The following is a 20,653-nucleotide window of genomic DNA, read 5'->3' as shown; positions in this document are numbered from 1 at the left end:
ACAGCAGACGGCTGTGAACTTGTAGCCGGCCATATAGTAGCTCCGCCGGGGAATCTCCCGAAAACGATACCGCATCCCGTCATCTCTCAACGGTCATATCCGTCTTTGAGCTAATGCACCATCTCTGGCCCCAGGCCACTTTCTTGCATAGCAGAATAGTGTATGTTCTGAACAATCATTTATTTCTTAAGCGGTAAAGAGAATGAGACGGATTGAGGTAATACAGGGAGAGCTGGCGCGGCTGACGAGCGGCTTGAGTCTTGCAGATTTAGCGCAGGAGACGGCGTTTACGGCAGAAGCCATCGGCTTTAACCTTGGGCTGGCGCGTAACTCAGTGAGTAAAGATCTCAATCAGTTGTGGAGCGACGGTTTGGTCATTAAGAGCCGTGGCCGTCCGGTGTTCTTCCTGCACCGTCAAGCGGTGGAAACGCTGCTGGGACGCACGCTGGAGGAGTCCGAGCGTGAAGTGCGCACGGTTGCCGATCTGCTCCCCCATCAGGAAAACCACTCGACTGATGACCCTTTTAGCGGCCTGATTGGTTATGACCGTAGTCTGCGTGACGCGGTGGAAAAAGGCCGCGCTGCGGTACTTTATCCCCACGGGTTGCATGTGCTGTTGACCGGCCCTTCCGGCGTTGGCAAAACCTTCTTTGCCGAACTGATGCATCGCTTTGCCTGCGAACATGCAACGGGAACTGCGCCGCCGCTGGTCTACTTTAACTGTGCAGAATATGCCCATAACCCGGAACTGCTCTCCTCGCACCTGTTTGGTCACCGTCAGGGCGCATTTACCGGAGCAAACGAGAATAAACCCGGTTTGGTTGAACAGGCCGATGGTGGCTATCTACTGCTTGATGAGGTCCACCGTCTGCCGTATGAAGGGCAGGAAAAGCTATTCTCCATTCTCGACAAAGGCCAGTATCGCCCGCTCGGCTCAAGCGCCACTGCGCGCTCAATTTCGGTACGCCTGATTTGTGCAACGACTGAACCGGTCAGCTCGGCGCTGTTGCGCACCTTCCAGCGGCGTATTCAGGTCTGCATCGATCTGCCCGGTATTCGCCAGCGCTCGGTGGAAGAGCAGGTTGAATTGATTGTCGGTTTCTTACAGCGTGAGAGCCGTAAAATCGAGCGCACAATAAGCATCGACAAAACGCTGCTGCTCTGGCTGTTAAATAAACCGCTGGAAGGCAATATTGGCCAGCTCAAAAGTGATATTCAGTTCCTGTGTGCCCAGGCGTGGGCATCAGGGATGACGGAGCATAGCGATACGCTACAGTTGGATAAACGGCTGGCGGAGATGCCGTTTAACGCCACGCCGGAGCAGCGTCTGCTGGTCGATACGCTATTTGACGGTAAAGAGCGGCTAAGTGTTGATGCGCGCACGCTACCGGCGTTGAAAACCTCGCTGGCGACGGGAGCGGAGATTGAAGAGAGCGATCTCTTTTACAGCTTCCTGACTCGCGAATATGTCAATCTGCGCAACAGCAACGTTCCGCCCGCTGAAACGCTGGCAATCCTGAAAAACAAGCTCAGTTCAATTTTTGAATATGGTCTCTACAGTCGCGACAATATTGCCCATCCGCCGCGCTATGGCGATCAGATTGAGGAGCGCGTGACGCTGCTGATTGGCTGCGTGGAGCAGGTACTGGGCTTTACGCTGCCAGAAAACCTGGTGAATCCGCTGCGTAAGCACTTTCTGGCACTGATTGGCTACGTGCAGCGTGGTCTTATCCCGCAGCTGTACTCCTCCAGCCTGATCCTCGACCGCTGTAAAGATGAATACGACAATGCCACGCTGCTGTGTCGAAAAATCAACGAGCTACTGCATATCCAGTGCCCGGCGACGGAAGTGGTCTGGCTATGCCTGTTCCTGAAGGAGTGTCGACATTACCGCCAGCGCATCGACGCCAGCCCGGACTGCGGGGTGATTTTGATTGCCCATGGTTCGACGACGGCCACCAGCCAGGCGCAGTACGTGAACCGGGTGCTGGAGCGCGAGCTGTTTAGCGCCATCGACATGCCGTTTGAGCAGTCGGTGCATGACACCCTCGAAACGTTAATCCAGATGATCCAGGCCCGACGCTGGCAGCGGCTAATATTGATGGTAGATATCGGCTCACTGATTCATTTTGGCAGTACGATCAGCAAGTTATTTCAGATTGACGTACTGCTGATGCCCAATATCACGCTGACCTGCCTGCTGGAGTTAGGGCTGGATTTAAGTTATGAAACCAGCGAGTTACCACAGTTGGCGGCGTTAATGCAGAGTAAAGATATCCCCTGCCAGCTCTGCACGCCGCAGCAGGAGAACGGCGGTAAAGTACTGGTAATCTCCTGCATTACCGGCATGGGCACGGCGGAGAAAATCAAAAAGGTGCTGGAGGAAAGCTTTGGCGAACTGATGTCAGAGGACACGCGGATGGTGATCCTCGACTACAACGAGGTGCGCAGTCTGGAGCGGGTCCAGCAGGCGATTAACCCCAGCGAACGGCTGGCGGGAATTGTCGGCACCTTCCAGCCCGGTCTGCCGGATATTCCGTTTATCTCGCTGGAAGAATTGTTCTCCGAACAGGGGCCGGAGCTGGTGCTAAGCCTGCTGACACCGGATCTCTCAAGCAGCGAACGCCGCCTGGAGATGGAGCGCAGCGCGATGCGTTTTATCAGCGCGCTAACCATGGAAAGCATCATCAACCATATTTCGGTGCTCAATCCTCAGCGCATTCTCAAAGAGATGGAAGGCGTGCTCAACCATCTGACCACCTCGCTTTCGCTGAAACCGAGCCGCCAGGTGACACTGCGCTTCCTGATCCACTGCTGCTGTATGGTCGAGCGTATCGTGATTAACCGCAAACCGTTACAGATGTCGCTGGAGAACAAGCCCGATCTGGATGCCCGGGCGTTTAGTGTCATTAAATCCGCCTTCCTGCCGATCGAAGAGGCTTATGCCATCCGTTTATCCGACGCGGAATATTTTTATATCTACGAACTGTTGTATCGCTAACCCCTTATCTGGCGTGGCTCTGCGCCTCGCCAGCCCTCTCTTCTCCCCCACGTGACACAAATTCTGGCACAGCCTTTGCTCTTACTACGTGTGTAAACGTAATAGAGCCAGGAGGCCATTTTGACTACCACTGAACCCTTGTCCCAAATCCTGCTGCTGACGCATGGCGGCTGGGGGCAACAGCTTTGCAACAGCCTGTGCATGGTGACGGGCGAAATCAAAGGCGTGACGGAAATTGCGCTGATGCCCGTCGATACGCTGGGCGAATTTTACCAGCGTGTCGAAGCCGTTGTGAAAACCATGCCGGAAGGCTCACTCATTCTGACCGATTTTGTTGGCGGTACCACCTCAAACGTGGCGGCGCGACTGAGTGCAGATTATCCGGTGGCGGTGGTTTCCGGGCTAAATGCCTCGCTGTTGCTGGAGGCGCTGGACAGGCGTGAAGAGGGGCCGCTTTCTGCCTGCGTGGCCGAGCTGGTGGAAGCCGCACGCAGCAGCTGTCTGGACGTTGTCGCCCACGTTCGTCAATTACAACAACCACAATAAGGGAAAAATATTATGGCTAACATCGTGTTATGTCGCATCGACAGCCGCCTGATTCATGGACAGGTGGTGACAAAGTGGGTCGGACAATCTCAGGCCAACCGAATTGCGGTAGTCAGTGATGAGCTGGACGCCGATCCGTTTATGAAAAACATCTATCTGATGGCCGCGCCGCCAAACATTAAAGTGGATTGCTACAGCAATCAGAGCTTTGCGGCATCGTGGAAAGAAAATCAGCTTGGCGATGGCAACGTGCTGGTGCTGTTCCCTTCTCTGGCGGCGATTCAGGAAGCTGTACAGCTGGGGTTTGATGTCTCCGCCATTCAGGTGGGTGGTTTAGGCGGCGGGCCGAACCGCAAAGTCGTTTTCCAGAACATCACGCTGGATGAAAAAGACGTTGGCATTCTTAACGACCTGAAAAGTCGCGGGATTAAGGCAGTATTCCAGACCATTCCGGAAGATAAGCCGCAGTCTCTGGACGATATCCTGAAAAAATTCTAACCATTTAACATACACAAAATCATTCTGGATGCATCGAGGCGGCAACTGAGTGAATCCCCTGGAGCTTACTAAAGTAAGTGACTGGGGGTGAGCGAAGGTAGACAACAAAGAGGCAGCCTGAAGGATGAAGTGTATAGGAAAATATTATGGATACTTTAGTCTTTGCAAGCCTGATGGGATTGTATTACTGGTTTGCCCGATTACGCCTTGGCTACACCTTCTCCGCCATGCTGCTTCAGCCGGTGGTTATCGCCGTCTTCGTCGGCTTGCTGCTCGGCAATATGCAAACGGCAATGATTATTGGTGCGGGCATGCAGCTCGTTTATCTCGGCGTAACTTCGACGCCGGGCGGTAACGTACCGTCGGACCCGGCGCTGGCCGCCTGTATTGCTATTCCCATTGCCGTGAAGGCCGGGATGGATCCGAACCTGGCGATAGCGCTGGCGATTCCGTTTGGCGTGATCGGCGTGTTCCTCGACCAGTTGCGTCGTACGCTGAACGCCGCCTGGGTGCATATGGCGGATAAACATGCGGAAACGGCGAATATGGCGGGCATTATGCGCTGCGCCTTCCTCTACCCGGCACTGCTTGGGCTGGTACTGCGCTTCCCGGTGGTATTTGCCGCCAACTATTTCGGCCAGAACGTTGTGGAAAGTTTCCTCAAGCTGATGCCGCACTGGCTGACCCACTCCTTTGAAATCATGGGCGGGATCCTCCCGGCTCTGGGTTTCGCCATCACCATTATGGTGATCGGTAAAAAGAGCCTGCTGCCGTGGTTCATTGGTGGATTCTTCGCGGTGCTCTATCTGAAGGTAGACATCATGGCGATGGCCATCTTCGGCACCTGCGTGGCCTTCCTGATTAAAGGCCTGGCGAAAAATGAAGGAGCAGCATGATGAGCAGCGACGTAATGCAGAATGAACTGGTCGAACGCGCACGAGTAAGCGGCACGCTGACCAAAGCCGATATCACTAAAGCCTGGTTTATCTACTGGTTGGGTGCGGAAGTTTCCAGCTCCTATGAGCGTTTGCAAAGCCTGATTTTCTGCGCCTCGATGACGCCGATCATCAAAAAGCTTTACCCGCAAAAAGAGGAGCAGGTAGAGGCGCTAAAACGCCATCTGAACTTCTTCAACTCAGAGCAGACCTTTGGTGCGGTGATTCAGGGGATCTCCATTGCGATGGAGGAGCAAAAAACCCGCGGCGAGCCGATTAGCGACGCTTCAATCACCGGGATTAAAACCGGCCTGATGGGGCCGCTGGCCGGGATGGGCGACTCCATTATCTGGGCCGCCGTGATGCCGCTGCTGATTGCTATTTTTATTCCGTTCGCCGCCAACGGCAGCGCAATGGGCGGTATTGTGCCCTTAATTCTCTACCCGGCGATTACGCTGGCGATTAGCTACGGCATGGTGCACAAAGGCTACACGCTGGGGCGCGACTCAATAATCGGCCTGCTGCAAGGGGGGCGAATCAAAGAACTGATCTACGGCGCGAACGTGCTGGGTTTGATCATGATGGGCGCGCTTTCGGCGAGCTACGTCAAAATTACCACGCCGTTAAAAATCAGCGCCCTGAAAGGTTCTGAGGTGGTCGTCCAGCAGATCCTCGACTCCATCGCACCGGGCCTGCTGCCGCTAGCGGCGGTATTCGCGGTCTACTTCTATCTGCTGAAGAAAGGGCCGCGTTACACCACTATTTTGCTGTCGATTGTCGCGCTGAGCGTGGTCTGTTCGCTGTTGGGAGTACTGTAAGCCATGACGCAGAACATCTATCAACAGCTGGGGCTAAAGCAAGTTATTAACGCCTGCGGCAAGATGACGATTCTGGGCGTCTCCAGCGTCGCGCCACAGGTGATGCAGGCCACGGCTCGGGCGGCTTCAGCCTTTGTGGAAATCGACAGACTGGTGGACCGTACTGGCGAGCTGGTTTCCCGCTTTACCGGCGCTGAGGACAGTTACGTCACTTCCTGCGCTTCGGCGGGCATCGCCATTGCCGTCGCCGCCGCCATTACTCGTGGTGACCAGGCCAGGGTCACGCTGATGCCGGACAGCTCCGGTATGGCCAACGAAGTAGTGATGCTGCGCGGGCATAACGTCGACTACGGTGCGCCGATTACCAGCGCCATTCGCCTCGGCGGCGGGCGTGTGGTAGAGGTGGGTTCGAGCAACCTGGCGGCCCGCTGGCAACTGGAGAGCGCGATTACTGACAACACCGCCGCGCTGCTGTATGTGAAATCACACCACTGCGTGCAGAAAGGGATGTTGAGCATTGAAGACTTTGTGCAGGTCGCACAGGTTTGCAACCTGCCGCTGATTGTTGATGCCGCCGCCGAGGAGGATTTGCACGCCTGGGTGGCGAGCGGAGCGGATATGGTTGTCTACAGCGGGGCAAAAGCCTTTAACGCGCCCACCTCCGGGTTTATCACCGGTAAGAAACCGTGGATCGCTGCCTGTAAAGCACAGCACCACGGCATCGCCAGGGCGATGAAAATCGGTAAGGAGAATATGGTTGGGCTGGTGTACGCGCTGGAAAATTATCATCAGGAGCAGGCGGTAGTGACTGCCGAACAACTGAAGCCAGTGGCGGAGGCAATTTCCGCGATTCGCGGGCTGAGCGCCGATATTGAGCAGGATGAAGCAGGGCGCGCCATCTGGCGTATTCGTATCCGGGTGAATGCGCAGGCGTTAGGCATTGACGCCTGTGAAGTGGAAGCGCAACTGCGCGGCGGCGATATCGCCATTTATGCCCGACGCTATAACCTTCATCAGGGCGTATTTAGCCTCGATCCGCGGACGGTCGCAGAAGGGGAAATGGCGTTAATCGTGGCGCGACTCAAGGAGATTGCAGACCATGCAGCAGATTAATTTTTATCGCCAACGAGTGGCGATCAACGTGCTGGCGAAAGATATTGCCAATGCCAGGGAAATCTATGATGCCGCAGAGGGCCATGCGGTAATCGGCGTGCTCTCCGCGCAGTTTGCCTCAGTGGAAGACGGCGTTCAGGAGGTCAAACGCTGGATGGCGGAGGTACCGTCCATTTCGGTAGGGCTGGGGGCCGGGGATCCGGCACAGTATTACAAGGCAGCGATGATTGCGTCAGCGGTTCATCCGGCGCACGTCAACCAGACCTTTACCGGCTGCGGTTTCGCGGCAGGGGCGCTGGCGGCGACGGGCGGCGAACAGACGCACATTAACGCGCTGGTCAGCCCGACGGGAACGCCGGGCGAGGTGCTGATTTCAACAGGAGTCAGCAGTAGTCAGGGCACGCCCGCCCGCGTTTCCTGCGATGCGGCGGTACGTATGATGCAGGATTCAGGGGCGCATGCGGCGAAGTTTTTCCCAATGGGCGGAGAGAAATCGCTACCGGAACTGTATGTGCTGGCGACCACCGCTGCGCGCAACGGGATGACGCTGATAGAACCAACCGGCGGAATCGATCTCGATAACTTTGGCATTATTTTGCAAAGCTGTCTGGAAGCAGGTGTACCTCGCGTGATGCCTCATGTTTACAGCTCGATAATCGACCCGCAAACCGGCAATACACGACCAGAAGATATCCGCAGATTAATGGATATCGTGAAAGCCGTGGTCTAAATAAAAAACACCAAGCCGTAGCCCTGGCAAGCAAGCCATCACCAACGGAGAATGTCCCGGAGGCGGCGCTGACGCGCCTGTCCGGGTTACCGGACAACAGGCGGCTGTGAACTTGTAGCCCAGTCAGCACAGCGCCACCGGGAAGATGGCCGCTGGGGATTGGGGACAGTGGAGATTCCCGGAGGCGGCGCTGGCGCGCCTGTCCGGGCGACAAAACCACAGCCGGGAGATTTCGCGAAATTTAAACCTGTCCGACGTACAGATAAATCGCCAGGAAGTGGCACACGCTACCGCCGAGCACAAACCCATGCCAGATTGCATGATTGTACGGAATGCGCTTGCAAACGTAGAAAATCACCCCCAGCGAATAGACCACTCCGCCGACCGCCAGCAGCGTGACGCCGCCCACCGCCAGCTTAATCGCCAGTTGATAAACCACGATAAGCGACAGCCAGCCCATCGTCAGGTAGGTCACCAGTGAGAGGATCTTAAAGCGATGCGCGATGGTCAGCTTGAACAGGATCCCCAGCAGCGCCAGACTCCAGATAACAATCATCAGCCCGCGCGATAGCGGTGAATTTAGCCCCACCAGCAGGAACGGCGTATAGGTCCCGGCAATCAGCAGATAGATGGCGCAGTGGTCGAATTTTTTCAGCCACAGCTTAGCCCGCTGATGCGGAATCGCGTGATAGAGAGTGGAAGCGAGGAACAGCAAAATCATGCTGCCGCCGTACAGGCTGTAGCTGGTGATAGCCGTTGCGCCAGCGTTGCTATCTACCGCCTGCACCAACAACAACACCAGACCGACGATACCAAACACCAGCCCGATCCCGTGGCTGATGCTGTTGGCAATTTCCTCTGCCAGAGAATATCCCTGAGTGATTAATGGTTTGCGAACCATATTTGACTCCGAAAACAAGTACGCTTTTTGTGCTCACTTAGGTTAACTGAGAATGATTCCAGTGAACACCTGTTAGCTAAAATAAAAAGATGAATATTTATGAACACTATAAAATCATAGTGTTACAGTTAAATTTCAACTAACAGTCGTTCACTATTTTATTAAAGCGTTTCGAATTCAATGACATAAAACTGCTGTTCACCCGGATAGATCTCCGCAATCACGTCTCGTAGTTGCGTCAGCGTCATATTCTCCTGCTGCGCATGGAGATCGGTCAGCGTCTCCAGGGTTACCGTTGAGGTCGCCACTACGCGGATGGTGCAAAAATAGCCGTTATCTTCGTAACGTCCAACGCGCAGGATATCGCCCACTTTAAAGTGCGATTCGGCTGCATTGCGGATAGTAATGGTTTTACGCCCGGCAAGGATGTCGTCCTGAAAGCGCTGAAAAAAGGTAATGTCATTCTGCTGCATGATATAATTCCGTCCTGGTCATTATGAATTGTGAGTTTGCCACTGTGAGTATCTTCTCCCACGCTGCTATCGCCAGTCTCAACAATCTTGAGATGATGGTCTATCACTACGTTATTAAGAATCGTGACAAAGTGATGTATATGACCATCCGCGAGCTGGCGGAAGCCGTCGGAGTCTCTACGACAACCGTCCTGCGCTTCTGCCGTAAGCTGCAGTGCGAAGGCTACTCAGAGTTTCGCGTACGCTTTAAATTATATCTGGAGCAGAATGAGCCTCAACAGGCAAATATCGGTGCCAGTGAAATAATGAGCTTTTTCAAAAGCGTCAATAACGATGAATTTGATGGCTTACTGGAACAGGCCGTCGATATTATTCTCTCTTCTGAGCGTATTATTTTCGTTGGCGCGGGGACTTCCGGCGCACTGGCGAAATATGGTGCCCGCTTCTTTTCTAACGTTGGGAAATTCAGCAATCATATCGATGACCCTTATTTCCCGGTCACCAATGATATGGCGCGCAATGCGCTGGCGATCGTGCTGTCGGTCTCCGGCGAAACCGAAGAGATCCTGCGTTTCGCCAGCCAGTTCAGCCTGCACCGCTGCAAAGTGATGTCCATCACCAGCCACGAACACTCGCGACTGGCAAAGCTTGCGGACTTTAATCTCTCGTGGCACGTCCCGCAAACGCGCATCGGCGGCGTCTACGATATTACGACGCAGATCCCGGTTATTTATATTCTTGAAAGCCTCGGGCGTAAATTAGCGCGTAAACTCGCCTGAAAATAACACCCTGTTTTTTCGATGTAACAAATTCCACAACTGGCAAATTGTTATATCGTGACATTTATATCCCCTTTGCTAGACTCGAAACCAACAAGTAATTATGACGAGATCAGCAAAGATGAAAAAAATACCTTTACCGAAAGACTTTTTATGGGGTGGCGCGGTAGCTGCGCACCAGGTTGAAGGCGGCTGGAATAAAGGCGGCAAAGGCCCAAGCATCTGTGATGTGCTGACCGGTGGCGCGCACGGCGTACCACGCGAGATAACCCAGCAGGTTGAGCCGGGTAAATACTACCCGAACCACGAAGCCATCGACTTCCACGGCCACTATAAAGAAGACATCAAGCTGTTTGCCGAGATGGGCTTTAAGTGTTTCCGTACCTCTATCGCCTGGACCCGCATCTTCCCGTTAGGCGACGAAACCCAGCCGAATGAAGAAGGCCTGAAGTTTTACGATGACATGTTCGATGAACTGTTGAAGTACAACATCGAGCCGGTTATCACCCTCTCCCACTTTGAGATGCCGCTGCATCTGGTTCAGCAATATGGTGGCTGGACCAACCGTAAAGTGGTCGATTTCTTTGCGCGCTTCGCCGAAGTGGTCTTCGAGCGCTATAAGCACAAAGTGAAATACTGGATGACCTTTAACGAGATCAACAACCAGCGCAACTGGCGCGCACCGCTGTTTGGCTACTGCTGCTCGGGCGTGGTCTATACCGATCATGAAAACCCGGAAGAGACCATGTACCAGGTGCTACACCACCAGTTCGTGGCCAGCGCGCTGGCGGTAAAAGCAGCGCGTCAAATCAACCCGGATATGCAGGTTGGCTGCATGCTGGCGATGGTTCCCCTCTATCCGTTCTCCTGTAAGCCGGAAGACATCATGTTCGCTCAGGAATCAATGCGCGAGCGCTATGTCTTTACCGATGTTCAACTGCGCGGCAGCTACCCGAGCTACGTCTTAAACGAGTGGGAACGTCGCGGCTTTAACATCAAAATGGAAGACGGCGATGCGCAGATCCTGCGTGAAGGGACCTGTGCTTACCTCGGATTCAGCTACTACATGACCAACGCGGTGAAAGCGGAAGGCGGCACCGGCGACGCGATTTCTGGCTTTGAAGGCAGCGTACCGAACCCGCACGTCAAAGCCTCCGACTGGGGCTGGCAAATCGACCCGGTTGGCCTGCGCTATGCCCTGTGCGAGCTGTATGAACGCTATCAGAAACCGCTGTTCATTGTGGAAAACGGTTTTGGCGCTTATGACAAAGTCGAAGAAGACGGCAGCATCAACGACGACTACCGTATCGACTACCTGCGCGCACACGTCGAAGAGATGCTCAAAGCGGTCACTTACGACGGCGTTGAGCTGATGGGCTACACCCCATGGGGCTGCATCGACTGCGTCTCCTTCACCACCGGCCAGTACAGCAAACGTTACGGCTTTATCTACGTCAATAAACACGACGACGGCACCGGCGATATGTCGCGCTCGCGTAAGAAAAGTTTCAACTGGTACAAAGAGGTTATCGCCAGCAACGGTGAAAAACTGTAATGCTTTCGCCCTCTCCCGGCCGGGAGGGGGCAAAAAACCCCTCGATATATACCCTAAGTAATTCGAGTTGCAGGAAGGCGGCAAGAGAGTGAATCCCGATGAGCTTACTTTGGTAAGTGATTCGGGTGAACGAACGCAGTCAACACACCTGCAACTTGAAGTACGACGGGTACAGACACTTCTTTACAGCATTAACATTGCCAAAACGCTTTCGCCCGATAAGATAGGCCACGTGAATAATTGAGGCGATCATGATCAAGCGACAACGCAAAGCCATCCTTCTTGTAGCCCTTGCCTGTCTGGTGGTGCTGATATGCACCGCGCAGCGTATGGCCGGGATGTATGCGCTTGTCATAAATGCGACTGCCGCCACTCAATTGGTACAGCAGGGTCAGAGTAATAGCGATGAGCCTGTGACGCCCTGCGAGCTGAGCGCCAAATCGCTGATGGCCGTTCCGCCGATACTATTCGAAGGCGCGCTATTTGCCATCACCCTGCTGCTGGCGGTACTGGCGGCAAACCCTGCGCGTATTGAGCGCCTCTGGCCTCCCCGCGAAATTTCTCCTCCCCGGTTACGGGTGCATCTCCGATTATGCGTTTTCCGTGAATGAGCACTGGCCTGACGGTTCAGGTTAATCATTCATTTACGGAGAAAATTTATGTTTATGGTATTCAGGCGACTGCTGGTCTGCCTGCTTTGGCTATGGCTGCCCGTCAGCCAGGCCGCCGACAGCGGCTGGTTACGCGCCGCCGATAATCAACACGCCAGCGTCAGGCTGCGCGCGCAAAATGAGAGCAGCGGCGAAACGCGCTTGCTGCTGGACGTCGCTCTGGAAAAGGGCTGGAAAACCTACTGGCGCTCACCGGGTGAAGGGGGAATTGCTCCGGCAATAACCTGGTCAAAACCGCTTGATGTCAGTTGGTACTGGCCAACGCCGCAGCGCTTTGACGTCGCCGGGATTTCTACTCAGGGCTATCACGGCAACGTCAGCTTCCCACTGGAGATTCGCGGCCCACTGCCGGAAACCCTGCACGGCGTGCTGACGCTATCAACCTGTAGCAACGTCTGTATTCTCACCGACTATCCCTTCTCGCTGGATATGACCTCCCCCGCAGGAAGCGATTTTCGCTACGACTTCACGCGGGCGATGGGCACTCTACCGCTGACGGACGGCCTGACCTCGCAGCGTAGCGCCAGCTATATCAGCGGTAAGTTAACGGTCACCGCCGTTCGCGAAGCGGGCTGGCAGCAGCCCTCGCTATTTATCGACAGTATGGATGACGTGGATTTCGGCAAGCCCGCCTTCGCCATCAAGGGGAATACGCTTATCGCCACGCTGCCGGTCACCGATAGCTGGGGCGATGCTGCGCCAAACCTCAGCGGTAAGACTTTGTCGCTGGTGCTTACCGAGGGCGGTCAGGCCGAGGAGAGCCGGGTTGCCATTGTTCAGGGGACTGCCGCACCGGAGCTGTCTCTGTGGTGGGTGCTGCTGATGGCGCTGGCCGGGGGCCTGATCCTCAACGTGATGCCCTGCGTGCTGCCGGTACTGGCCATGAAGCTGGGCACGCTGGTGCAAAGCGCTAACCAGCAGCGCGGGGTAATAAGACGTCAGTTCCTGGCATCCGTTGGCGGGATTATCGCCTCTTTCCTCGCTCTGGCGCTGATGATGACCCTGTTAAGGCTGGGCAATCAGGCGCTGGGCTGGGGCATTCAGTTCCAGAATCCGTGGTTTATCGGTGCGATGGCGCTGGTGATGGTGCTTTTCAGCGCCAGCCTGATGGGGCTGTTTGAGTTTCGCCTCTCCTCTAACACCAGCACGTTTCTGGCCACCCGCGGCGGAAGCGGTTTATTGGGCCACTTCTGGCAAGGGGCATTCGCCACGCTTCTCGCCACACCGTGTACCGCGCCGTTTCTCGGCACTGCCGTATCGGTGGCGCTCGTTGCGCCACTGCCGCTGCTGTGGGGGATCTTCTTCGCGATGGGTCTGGGAATGAGCCTGCCGTGGTTGCTGATTGTCGCCTGGCCCGGTTTCGCCCGACATCTTCCTCGCCCAGGCCGCTGGATGAACCGCGTTCGGGTCATTCTCGGGCTGATGATGCTCGCCTCGTCGCTGTGGCTGGTAAGTCTGCTGACGGTGCACATAGGTCGCCTGCCGGTGCTCGCACTGTTGGTGATTCTGACTCTCGTTCTGCTGCTGGCGACGGCCTGGCGCTACCGCTGGCGTACGGCGCTACAGGCCGCAGCGCTGGCCCTGGTGATTGCGGTCGCGGTGGCTTTGATTTCACCACCGGAAAGCCAGGGTTCGCGCCACGATCGCGTCAACTGGCAACCGCTCAGTGAACAGGCGATTGCCGACGCACTGGCCAATCATCAGCGAGTGTTTGTCGATGTAACCGCCGACTGGTGCGTGACCTGTAAAGCCAATAAATACAACGTATTGCTTCGTGATGAGGTACAGGAGGCGCTCTCAGCCCCGGATGTGGTGGCGCTGCGCGGCGACTGGAGTCGACCGTCGGACACCATTAGCCAGTTTCTGACCGCTCGCGGCAGCGCCGCCGTACCGTTCAATCAGATTTATGGACCGGCGTTACCGCAGGGCCAGACGCTGCCTGCGCTATTAAATCGAGAAGAGCTTCTCGCCACCCTATCCGCTGCGAAAGGAAAATAATCATGAGAATCATCACCGCATTACTGCTGCTGTGCATAGCAACATTTAGCATGGCCGCGCCGGAATCTTCCACCGATGACCAGCTCGCCAGGCTGCTGTTTAACGATCCCTTAAGCCCGCGTATGGGAGCCAAAGAGCCGAAACTGACCATCGTCTCATTCACGGATTACAACTGCCCTTACTGCAAGCAGTTCGACCCAATGCTGGAGAAAATCGTCCATGATAATCCTGACGTTTTACTGATTGTGAAGCTACTGCCGTTTAAGGGGCAAAGTTCGGTCAACGCCGCCAAAGCCGCGCTCTCAACCTGGCAGCAGCAGCCAGGTAAGTTTTGGGCGCTGCATCAGCGGCTGATGGCGAAAAAGGGCTATCACGATGATGCCAGCATTCACGCCGCGCAGCAGAAGACCGCCACTGACGGGGTGAAGATCGATGAGAAAATCATGGAATCGCTAAAGATGAACCTGATTTTGTCGCAGGTGCTGAATATTCAGGGCACGCCGGCCACCATTATCGGCGACGAGATGGTAGCGGGCGCAATCCCCGAAGCAGATCTGGAGGGGCTGGTGAAAGAACAGCTGGCGAAAGCGGATGCGCAGTAAATTAACGCGCTGGCTGCGCGAGGGGATCGTCTTGCTATTGATTGGGGTGGCGATAAGCCTGGCGGTGGATTACGTGCGTAAACCCGCATTGCCGCAAAATTTCACCAGCACGCCGCTGCAAACCCTTGATGGCCGGACGGTCGATCTGGCGGCGATGAGCCACGAACGTCCGCTGCTGCTGTACGTCTGGGCCACATGGTGCGGCGTATGTCGTTACACCACGCCATCGGTGGCCGCGTTGGCTGACGATGGCGGTAACGTTATAACCGTGGCGCTGCGCTCCGGCGATAACGCCGCCCTGGAGAAATGGCTGGCGCATAAAAAGATGGCGTTACCGACGATCAACGACGCCAGCGGTCAGCTCTCACGGCAGTGGGATGTGCAGGTGACGCCAACTCTGGTCGTGATTTCGCGCGGCGAGGTGAAGTCGGTCACCAGCGGCTGGACCAGCGGTTGGGGGATGCGCCTGCGGCTGTGGATGGCGTCGTAGCGCATCTCCCTCGCTACGGATCGCTGCGGTATTGATTTTGTAGCCCGGGTAAGGCGTTAGCCGCGACCCGGGGGCAGGTTTAATGCAGTCTGAAGATCTGGTAGCCCGGACAGGTGCGCAGCGCCGCCTCCGGGAAAGATTTACGGATTACTTCCCGCCCGCCAGCTCCAGAAAGCTGCCGGTCACGTAGGACGCTTTGTCGCTCAGCAGCCAGACGATGGCCTGGGCGACCTCTTCCGGCTGACCGCCGCGCTGCATCGGCAACATCGACTTCACGCGATCCACGCGCCCCGGTTCACCGCCGCTGGCGTGCATTTCAGTATAAATTAGGCCAGGACGAACCCCGTTGACCCGAATTCCCTGCGCCGCAACCTCTAGCGACAGGCCAGTGGTCAGGGTATCTACCGCGCCTTTTGACGCGGCATAGTCCACATATTCCCCCGGCGCGCCCAGGCGCGAGGCCGCTGATGAAACGTTAACAATCGCCCCACCCTTACCGCCGTGCTTGTGTGACATCCGCTTTACCGCTTCCCGGCAGCAAAGAAAATAGCCAGTGACGTTGGTCGCCAGCACCCGGTTAATCCGCTCGGCGCAAAGGCTTTCAATCGTCCCTTGGGTAAACAAAATGCCAGCGTTATTGACCAGCGCCGAGAGCGGTTCGCCAAGGCGATCGATAGCCTCAAACATCGCCACCACCTGCCTTTCATCACTGACGTCCGCTTGCAGCGCAACGGCCTTTCCGCCGCAGGCGATAATTTCGTTCACCACGCCGGTCGCAGCTTCACTGTTCTGGTGATAATTCACCACCACGGTATAACCTTCCTGCGCCAACAGCAGCGCCGTCGCTTTACCTATTCCGCGGCTGCCGCCGGTCACTAATGCTATCGTCATGCCATTCCCCCAAAAAATAAAGGCGCCGCAGCGCCTTTAAAAGATAGTCTAATCAGCAGATTACTGGTATTCGCTCATCGGGACGCAAGAGCAGAACAGGTTACGGTCGCCGTAAACATCGTCCAGACGCTTCACGGTCGGCCAGTATTTGTTGTTCAGCCCTGCCGGGAATACCGCCAGCTCGCGGGTGTACGGGTGGTTCCACTCGCTCACCAGTTCGCCCTGGGTATGCGGAGCGTTAACCAGCGGGTTGTCTTCCAGCGGCCACTCACCGGCTTTCACACGGTCAATCTCGCCGCGAATCGCCAGCATCGCATCGATAAAACGGTCCAGCTCGGCTTTGCCTTCCGATTCGGTCGGCTCAACCATCAGCGTACCCGCTACCGGGAAGGACATCGTCGGCGCGTGGAAACCAAAGTCAATCAGGCGCTTAGCGATGTCCAGTTCACTGATGCCGGTCTCTTCTTTCAGCGGACGAATATCAAGAATGCATTCGTGCGCCACGCGACCGTCGCGTCCGGTATACAGCACCGGGAACGCGTCTTTCAGGCGGGTGGCGATGTAGTTGGCATTCAAAATCGCCATCTGGCTCGCCTGTTTCAGCCCTTCTGAGCCCATCATGCGGATATACATCCAGCTGATCGGCAGAATCGAGGCGCTGCCGAACGGGGCGGCGGAAACTGCGCCCTGACGGGTCAGCATACCTTCGATTTGCACCACGCTATGGCCCGGAACAAACGGCGCCAGATGTGATTTCACGCCAATCGGTCCCATACCCGGGCCGCCGCCGCCGTGCGGAATGCAGAAGGTTTTATGCAGATTGAGATGCGATACGTCTGCGCCGATAAAGCCTGGAGAGGTAATGCCGACCTGCGCGTTCATGTTCGCACCGTCGAGGTAAACCTGGCCGCCGAACTGATGCACGATTTCACACACTTCGCGGATCGTCTCTTCGTAGACGCCGTGGGTGGACGGATAGGTGACCATAATGCAGGAGAGGTTGTCAGCGTGCTGCTCCGCTTTTGCCCGCAGATCTGCCAGATCGATGTTGCCATTTTTATCACAGGCCACCACGACCACCTGCATCCCCGCCATCTGCGCGGAAGCCGGGTTGGTGCCGTGGGCAGAGGCCGGGATCAGGCAGATATCGCGATGCCCTTCGTGACGGCTCTCATGGTAATGACGGATCGCCAGCAGGCCCGCGTACTCGCCCTGTGCGCCAGAGTTCGGCTGCATACAGACGCTGTCGTAACCGGTCAAGGTCACCAGCCAGTCGGCAAGCTGGGCGATCATTTGATGATAACCTTCCGCCTGATCGATCGGGCAGAACGGGTGCAGCTCGGCAAATTCCGGCCAGGTGATCGGGATCATTTCAGCGGCGGCGTTGAGCTTCATGGTGCAGGAGCCCAGCGGGATCATCGCCTGATTCAGCGCCAGATCCTTGCGTTCCAGCGAGTGCATATAGCGCATCATTTCGGTTTCGCTGTGATAGCGATTAAATACCGGATGGGTCAGGATCGCATCGTCACGCAGCATGCTGGCCGGGATCGAGCGGCTATCAAGCGCCACGTCTTTATCCAGGGTGTCGATATCCAGACCATGATCATCGCCAACGATGGCACGGAACAGGTTCTGCACATCTTCGCGGGTGGTGGCTTCATCCAGCGTGATGCCGACGGCGTTGTGAATATCGCTGCGCAGGTTGATCTGCAGCGCTTGCGCCCGCGCCAGTACCGCAGCTTTATCAGCAACTTCCACGCACAGGGTATCGAAGTAATGCGCGTGACGCAGCTTGAGGCCTTTTTTCTGCAGACCATCGGCCAGAATATCGGTCAGGCGATGAATACGGCTGGCAATACGCTTCAGGCCTACCGGGCCGTGGAATACGGCGTACAGGCTGGCGATGTTAGCCAGTAGCACCTGGGAAGTACAGATATTGGAGTTCGCTTTCTCGCGGCGAATATGCTGCTCACGAGTCTGCATCGCCATGCGCAACGCAATATTGCCCGCCGCATCTTTCGATACGCCGATAATACGGCCCGGCATGGAGCGTTTGAATTCATCTTTTGCGGCAAAGAAGGCCGCGTGCGGGCCGCCGTAGCCCATCGGTACGCCGAAGCGCTGAGCGGAGCCGAAGACAATGTCCGCGCCCTGCTTGCCCGGAGCGGTCAGCAGAACCAGCGTCATAAAATCGGCGGCGACGCTGACAATCACTTTGCGCGCTTTCAGTTCCGCGATCAGCTTGCTGTAATCATGCACTTCACCCGTAGTGCCGACCTGTTGCAGCAGTACGCCGAAGACATCCTGGTGGTCGAGGACTTTATCAGCATCATCGACAATCACGTCAAAGCCAAAGGTTTCCGCACGAGTACGCACCACGTCCAGCGTTTGCGGATGAACATCGGCGGCAACGAAGAAACGGTTGGCGTTTTTCAGTTTGCTGACGCGTTTAGCCATCGCCATCGCTTCTGCCGCGGCGGTAGCTTCGTCCAGCAACGAGGCCGAAGCGATATCCAGACCGGTCAGGTCGAGCGTCACCTGCTGGAAGTTCAGCAGTGACTCCAGACGCCCCTGAGAGACTTCCGGCTGATAAGGCGTATAGGCGGTATACCAGCCCGGATTTTCCAGCATGTTGCGCTGAATAACCGGCGGCAGCTGCACGGCGCTGTAGCCCATGCCAATGTACGACTTGAAGCGCTTGTTACGACCGGCAATCGCCTTCAGCTCCGCCAGCGCGGCGAATTCAGTCGTTGCTTCGCCCACCTGCGGCGGCGTCGCCAGCTGGATATCCTGCGGCACAATCTGGCCAATCAGGGCGTTAAGCGAGTCGGCGCCAACGGTTTTCAGCATCTCCTGCTGTTGCTGGGCATCCGGGCCGATGTGACGTTCAATAAAGGCGTCACGGTTTTCAAGCTGGCCTAAAGTCTGGGTCATGAGCGATGGTTCCTGAAACGTGCGGTGAATCGTAGGTGTCTCTACTTATCTGAATACGCAAAATAATTCGCGTTGCAGGCAGGCGGCAAGTCAGTGAATCCCCAGGAGCGTACATAAGTACGTGACTGGGGTGAGTGAGCGCAGCCAACACACCTGCAACGTGAAGAATGAAGCGTATTTATTCGTCTTCTAACAGCGCTTCGTACGCAGTGGCATCCAGCAGAGCGGCAACCTGAGCTTCGTCGCTGGCTTTGATTTTGAAGATCCAGCCGTCGGTGTACGGCTCGCTGTTCACTAGCTCAGGAGAGTCATTCAGCTCTTCGTTAACGGCAACGATTTCACCGCTAATAGGTGCATAGATATCGGAAGCCGCTTTCACAGACTCGGCAACCGCGCAGTCAGCACCTGCTTCGACGATGGCGCCCACTTCCGGAAGGTCAACGAAGACCATATCGCCAAGCAGCTCCTGTGCGTGTTCGGTGATCCCGACGGTATAGGTGCCGTCAGCTTCTTTACGCAGCCATTCGTGTTCTTTGCTGTATTTCAGTTCTGCTGGTACGTTGCTCATCAATTCATCTCCAAAAGGGGAAATCACACCACGGCTTTGCCGTTGCGTACAAAAACAGGTTTAGTCACTTTTACCGGCATTTCACGGTTACGAATCTGCACCACGGCGGTTTCGCCGATGCCTTCCGGTACGCGTGCCAGCGCAATACTGTAGCCCAGCGTTGGGGAGAAGGTGCCGCTGGTGATAATGCCTTCTTTCTGATTACCCTCGGCATCGCTAAAGCGCACCGGCAAGCCACCGCGCAGGACGCCTTTCTCGGTCATCACCAGGCCAACAAGCTGCTCAGTGCCTTTTTCACGCTGTAACTCCAGCGCTTCGCGGCCGATAAAATTACGCTCTGCGGGCTCCCATGCAATGGTCCAGCCCATGTTCGCCGCCAGCGGAGAAACGCCTTCGTCCATCTCCTGGCCGTACAGGTTCATCCCCGCTTCCAGACGCAGCGTGTCGCGTGCGCCCAGGCCGCATGGCTTAACGCCTGCATCCAGAAGACCGCGCCAGAAATCCACTGCCTGCTCGTTCGGCAGCGCGATTTCATAACCCGCCTCGCCGGTATAGCCGGTGGTGGCGATAAACAGGTCGCCCGTCTGCACGCCAAAGAACGGCTTCATGCCTGCAACCGCCTGGCGCTGCTCATCGGTAAACAGCGTCGCTGCTTTTTCTTTCGCTTTCGGACCCTGTACGGCAATCAGTGAAAGATCGTCACGCACGGTCATTTCAAGGCCATAAGATTCAGATTGCTGAGTTATCCAGGCAAGGTCTTTTTCACGGGTGGCGGAGTTAACAACGAGGCGGAAATAATCTTCAGAAAGGAAATAGACAATCAAGTCATCGATGACGCCGCCAGAAGCGGTTAGCATCCCACTGTAGAGCGCTTTGCCCGGCGTGGTGAGCTTACTCACGTCGTTAGCCAGCAAATAACGCAGGAATTCACGGATTCGGCTGCCGTGGAAATCAACGATGGTCATGTGCGACACATCGAACATTCCGGCATCGCCGCGCACCGCGTGATGCTCATCAATCTGGGATCCGTAATGCAGCGGCATCATCCAGCCATGGAAATCCACCATGCGCGCGCCGCATAGCGTGTGTTGTTCAAACAACGGAGTCTGTTGAGCCATCTTTTCCTCATCGAATAAAACGGAACCAGCCA

The 20,653-nt window shown here is 56.0% G+C and carries 19 protein-coding genes; 13 read left to right on the top strand and 6 right to left on the bottom strand.

The window, feature by feature from the left end:
- The first annotated feature begins 202 nt into the window (after positions 1-202).
- The 7 genes from dagR (at position 203) to dagF (ending at position 7,641) form a co-directional block, all read left to right on the top strand.
- Positions 203-3,001, top strand: coding sequence for a transcriptional regulator DagR (gene dagR, locus AC07P6_RS04700; protein ID WP_478315749.1), 2,799 nt, complete (start codon positions 203-205; stop codon positions 2,999-3,001).
- 120 nt (positions 3,002-3,121) lie between these two features.
- Positions 3,122-3,547 (top strand): PTS sugar transporter subunit IIA, encoded by a 426-nt coding sequence (locus AC07P6_RS04695; RefSeq protein ID WP_182234860.1) that lies wholly within the window; start codon positions 3,122-3,124, stop codon positions 3,545-3,547.
- Between the two features lie 12 nt (positions 3,548-3,559).
- A complete protein-coding gene (locus AC07P6_RS04690; RefSeq protein WP_181484936.1) occupies positions 3,560-4,045 on the top strand; it encodes a PTS sugar transporter subunit IIB in 486 nt (161 codons plus the stop codon).
- A gap of 146 nt (positions 4,046-4,191) precedes the next feature.
- Complete coding sequence (locus tag AC07P6_RS04685; protein WP_110276708.1) at positions 4,192-4,941, top strand: PTS mannose/fructose/sorbose/N-acetylgalactosamine transporter subunit IIC; 750 nt, start codon at positions 4,192-4,194, stop codon at positions 4,939-4,941.
- Entirely contained in the window at positions 4,938-5,798 is an 861-nt protein-coding gene (locus AC07P6_RS04680) for a PTS system mannose/fructose/sorbose family transporter subunit IID (RefSeq protein ID WP_167492726.1), read from the top strand. The genes AC07P6_RS04685 and AC07P6_RS04680 overlap by 4 nt, the downstream gene beginning before the upstream one ends.
- Before the next feature lie 3 nt (positions 5,799-5,801).
- On the top strand, positions 5,802-6,911 hold the full coding sequence (dgaE, locus tag AC07P6_RS04675; protein WP_478315748.1) for a D-glucosaminate-6-phosphate ammonia lyase: 1,110 nt from the start codon (positions 5,802-5,804) through the stop codon (positions 6,909-6,911).
- Positions 6,898-7,641 carry a 2-dehydro-3-deoxy-phosphogluconate aldolase gene (gene dagF / locus AC07P6_RS04670; protein WP_478315747.1) on the top strand — a complete coding sequence of 248 codons (744 nt, stop codon included), beginning with the start codon at positions 6,898-6,900 and terminating at the stop codon, positions 7,639-7,641. The genes dgaE and dagF overlap by 14 nt, the downstream gene beginning before the upstream one ends.
- Positions 7,642-7,882: 241 nt before the next feature.
- Here the strand turns inward: dagF and trhA are convergent, their stop codons facing one another.
- Both trhA and yqfB read right to left on the bottom strand, forming a co-directional pair.
- Positions 7,883-8,542 (bottom strand): PAQR family membrane homeostasis protein TrhA, encoded by a 660-nt coding sequence (gene trhA, locus AC07P6_RS04665; protein ID WP_112216534.1) that lies wholly within the window; start codon positions 8,540-8,542, stop codon positions 7,883-7,885.
- A 161-nt stretch (positions 8,543-8,703) separates the two neighbouring features.
- Positions 8,704-9,015: a N(4)-acetylcytidine aminohydrolase gene (yqfB, locus tag AC07P6_RS04660; protein ID WP_434661575.1), complete on the bottom strand. Its 312-nt coding sequence runs from the start codon at positions 9,013-9,015 to the stop codon at positions 8,704-8,706.
- 50 nt (positions 9,016-9,065) lie between these two features.
- Between yqfB and AC07P6_RS04655 the strand changes: the two genes are divergently transcribed.
- The 6 genes from AC07P6_RS04655 (at position 9,066) to AC07P6_RS04630 (ending at position 15,110) form a co-directional block, all read left to right on the top strand.
- Positions 9,066-9,794 carry a MurR/RpiR family transcriptional regulator gene (locus AC07P6_RS04655; RefSeq protein WP_181486337.1) on the top strand — a complete coding sequence of 243 codons (729 nt, stop codon included), beginning with the start codon at positions 9,066-9,068 and terminating at the stop codon, positions 9,792-9,794.
- A 121-nt stretch (positions 9,795-9,915) separates the two neighbouring features.
- Positions 9,916-11,349, top strand: a complete 1,434-nt coding sequence (locus AC07P6_RS04650) for a 6-phospho-beta-glucosidase (protein ID WP_478315746.1) — start codon at positions 9,916-9,918, stop codon at positions 11,347-11,349.
- 251 nt (positions 11,350-11,600) lie between these two features.
- On the top strand, positions 11,601-11,960 hold the full coding sequence (locus AC07P6_RS04645; RefSeq protein ID WP_434661573.1) for a copper resistance protein: 360 nt from the start codon (positions 11,601-11,603) through the stop codon (positions 11,958-11,960).
- A 48-nt stretch (positions 11,961-12,008) separates the two neighbouring features.
- Positions 12,009-14,018: a protein-disulfide reductase DsbD family protein gene (locus AC07P6_RS04640; RefSeq protein WP_478315745.1), complete on the top strand. Its 2,010-nt coding sequence runs from the start codon at positions 12,009-12,011 to the stop codon at positions 14,016-14,018.
- A gap of 2 nt (positions 14,019-14,020) precedes the next feature.
- The gene (locus AC07P6_RS04635) at positions 14,021-14,620 is read left to right on the top strand and encodes a DsbA family protein (protein WP_478315744.1); all 600 of its coding nucleotides are present in this window, start codon (positions 14,021-14,023) and stop codon (positions 14,618-14,620) included.
- Complete coding sequence (locus AC07P6_RS04630; RefSeq protein WP_182234875.1) at positions 14,610-15,110, top strand: protein disulfide oxidoreductase; 501 nt, start codon at positions 14,610-14,612, stop codon at positions 15,108-15,110. Before AC07P6_RS04635 ends, AC07P6_RS04630 begins: the two co-directional genes overlap by 11 nt.
- Positions 15,111-15,257: 147 nt before the next feature.
- On the opposite strand, the gene AC07P6_RS04625 is transcribed toward AC07P6_RS04630, so the two are convergent.
- From AC07P6_RS04625 to gcvT, 4 genes are all read right to left on the bottom strand, one after another.
- Complete coding sequence (locus AC07P6_RS04625) at positions 15,258-16,001, bottom strand: SDR family oxidoreductase (RefSeq protein WP_478315743.1); 744 nt, start codon at positions 15,999-16,001, stop codon at positions 15,258-15,260.
- Positions 16,002-16,061: 60 nt separating this feature from the next.
- A complete protein-coding gene (gene gcvP / locus AC07P6_RS04620) occupies positions 16,062-18,935 on the bottom strand; it encodes an aminomethyl-transferring glycine dehydrogenase (RefSeq protein ID WP_434661566.1) in 2,874 nt (957 codons plus the stop codon).
- A gap of 178 nt (positions 18,936-19,113) precedes the next feature.
- The gene (gene gcvH / locus AC07P6_RS04615; RefSeq protein WP_110276721.1) at positions 19,114-19,503 is read right to left on the bottom strand and encodes a glycine cleavage system protein GcvH; all 390 of its coding nucleotides are present in this window, start codon (positions 19,501-19,503) and stop codon (positions 19,114-19,116) included.
- 23 nt (positions 19,504-19,526) lie between these two features.
- A complete protein-coding gene (gcvT, locus tag AC07P6_RS04610; protein WP_478315742.1) occupies positions 19,527-20,621 on the bottom strand; it encodes a glycine cleavage system aminomethyltransferase GcvT in 1,095 nt (364 codons plus the stop codon).
- Positions 20,622-20,653 lie beyond the last annotated feature (32 nt).

This window comes from Klebsiella sp. GFKo11 (assembly GCF_056490265.1).
The sequence above is the reverse complement of the archived record's forward strand: the minus strand, read 5'-3'. Positions and strand labels throughout refer to the sequence as shown.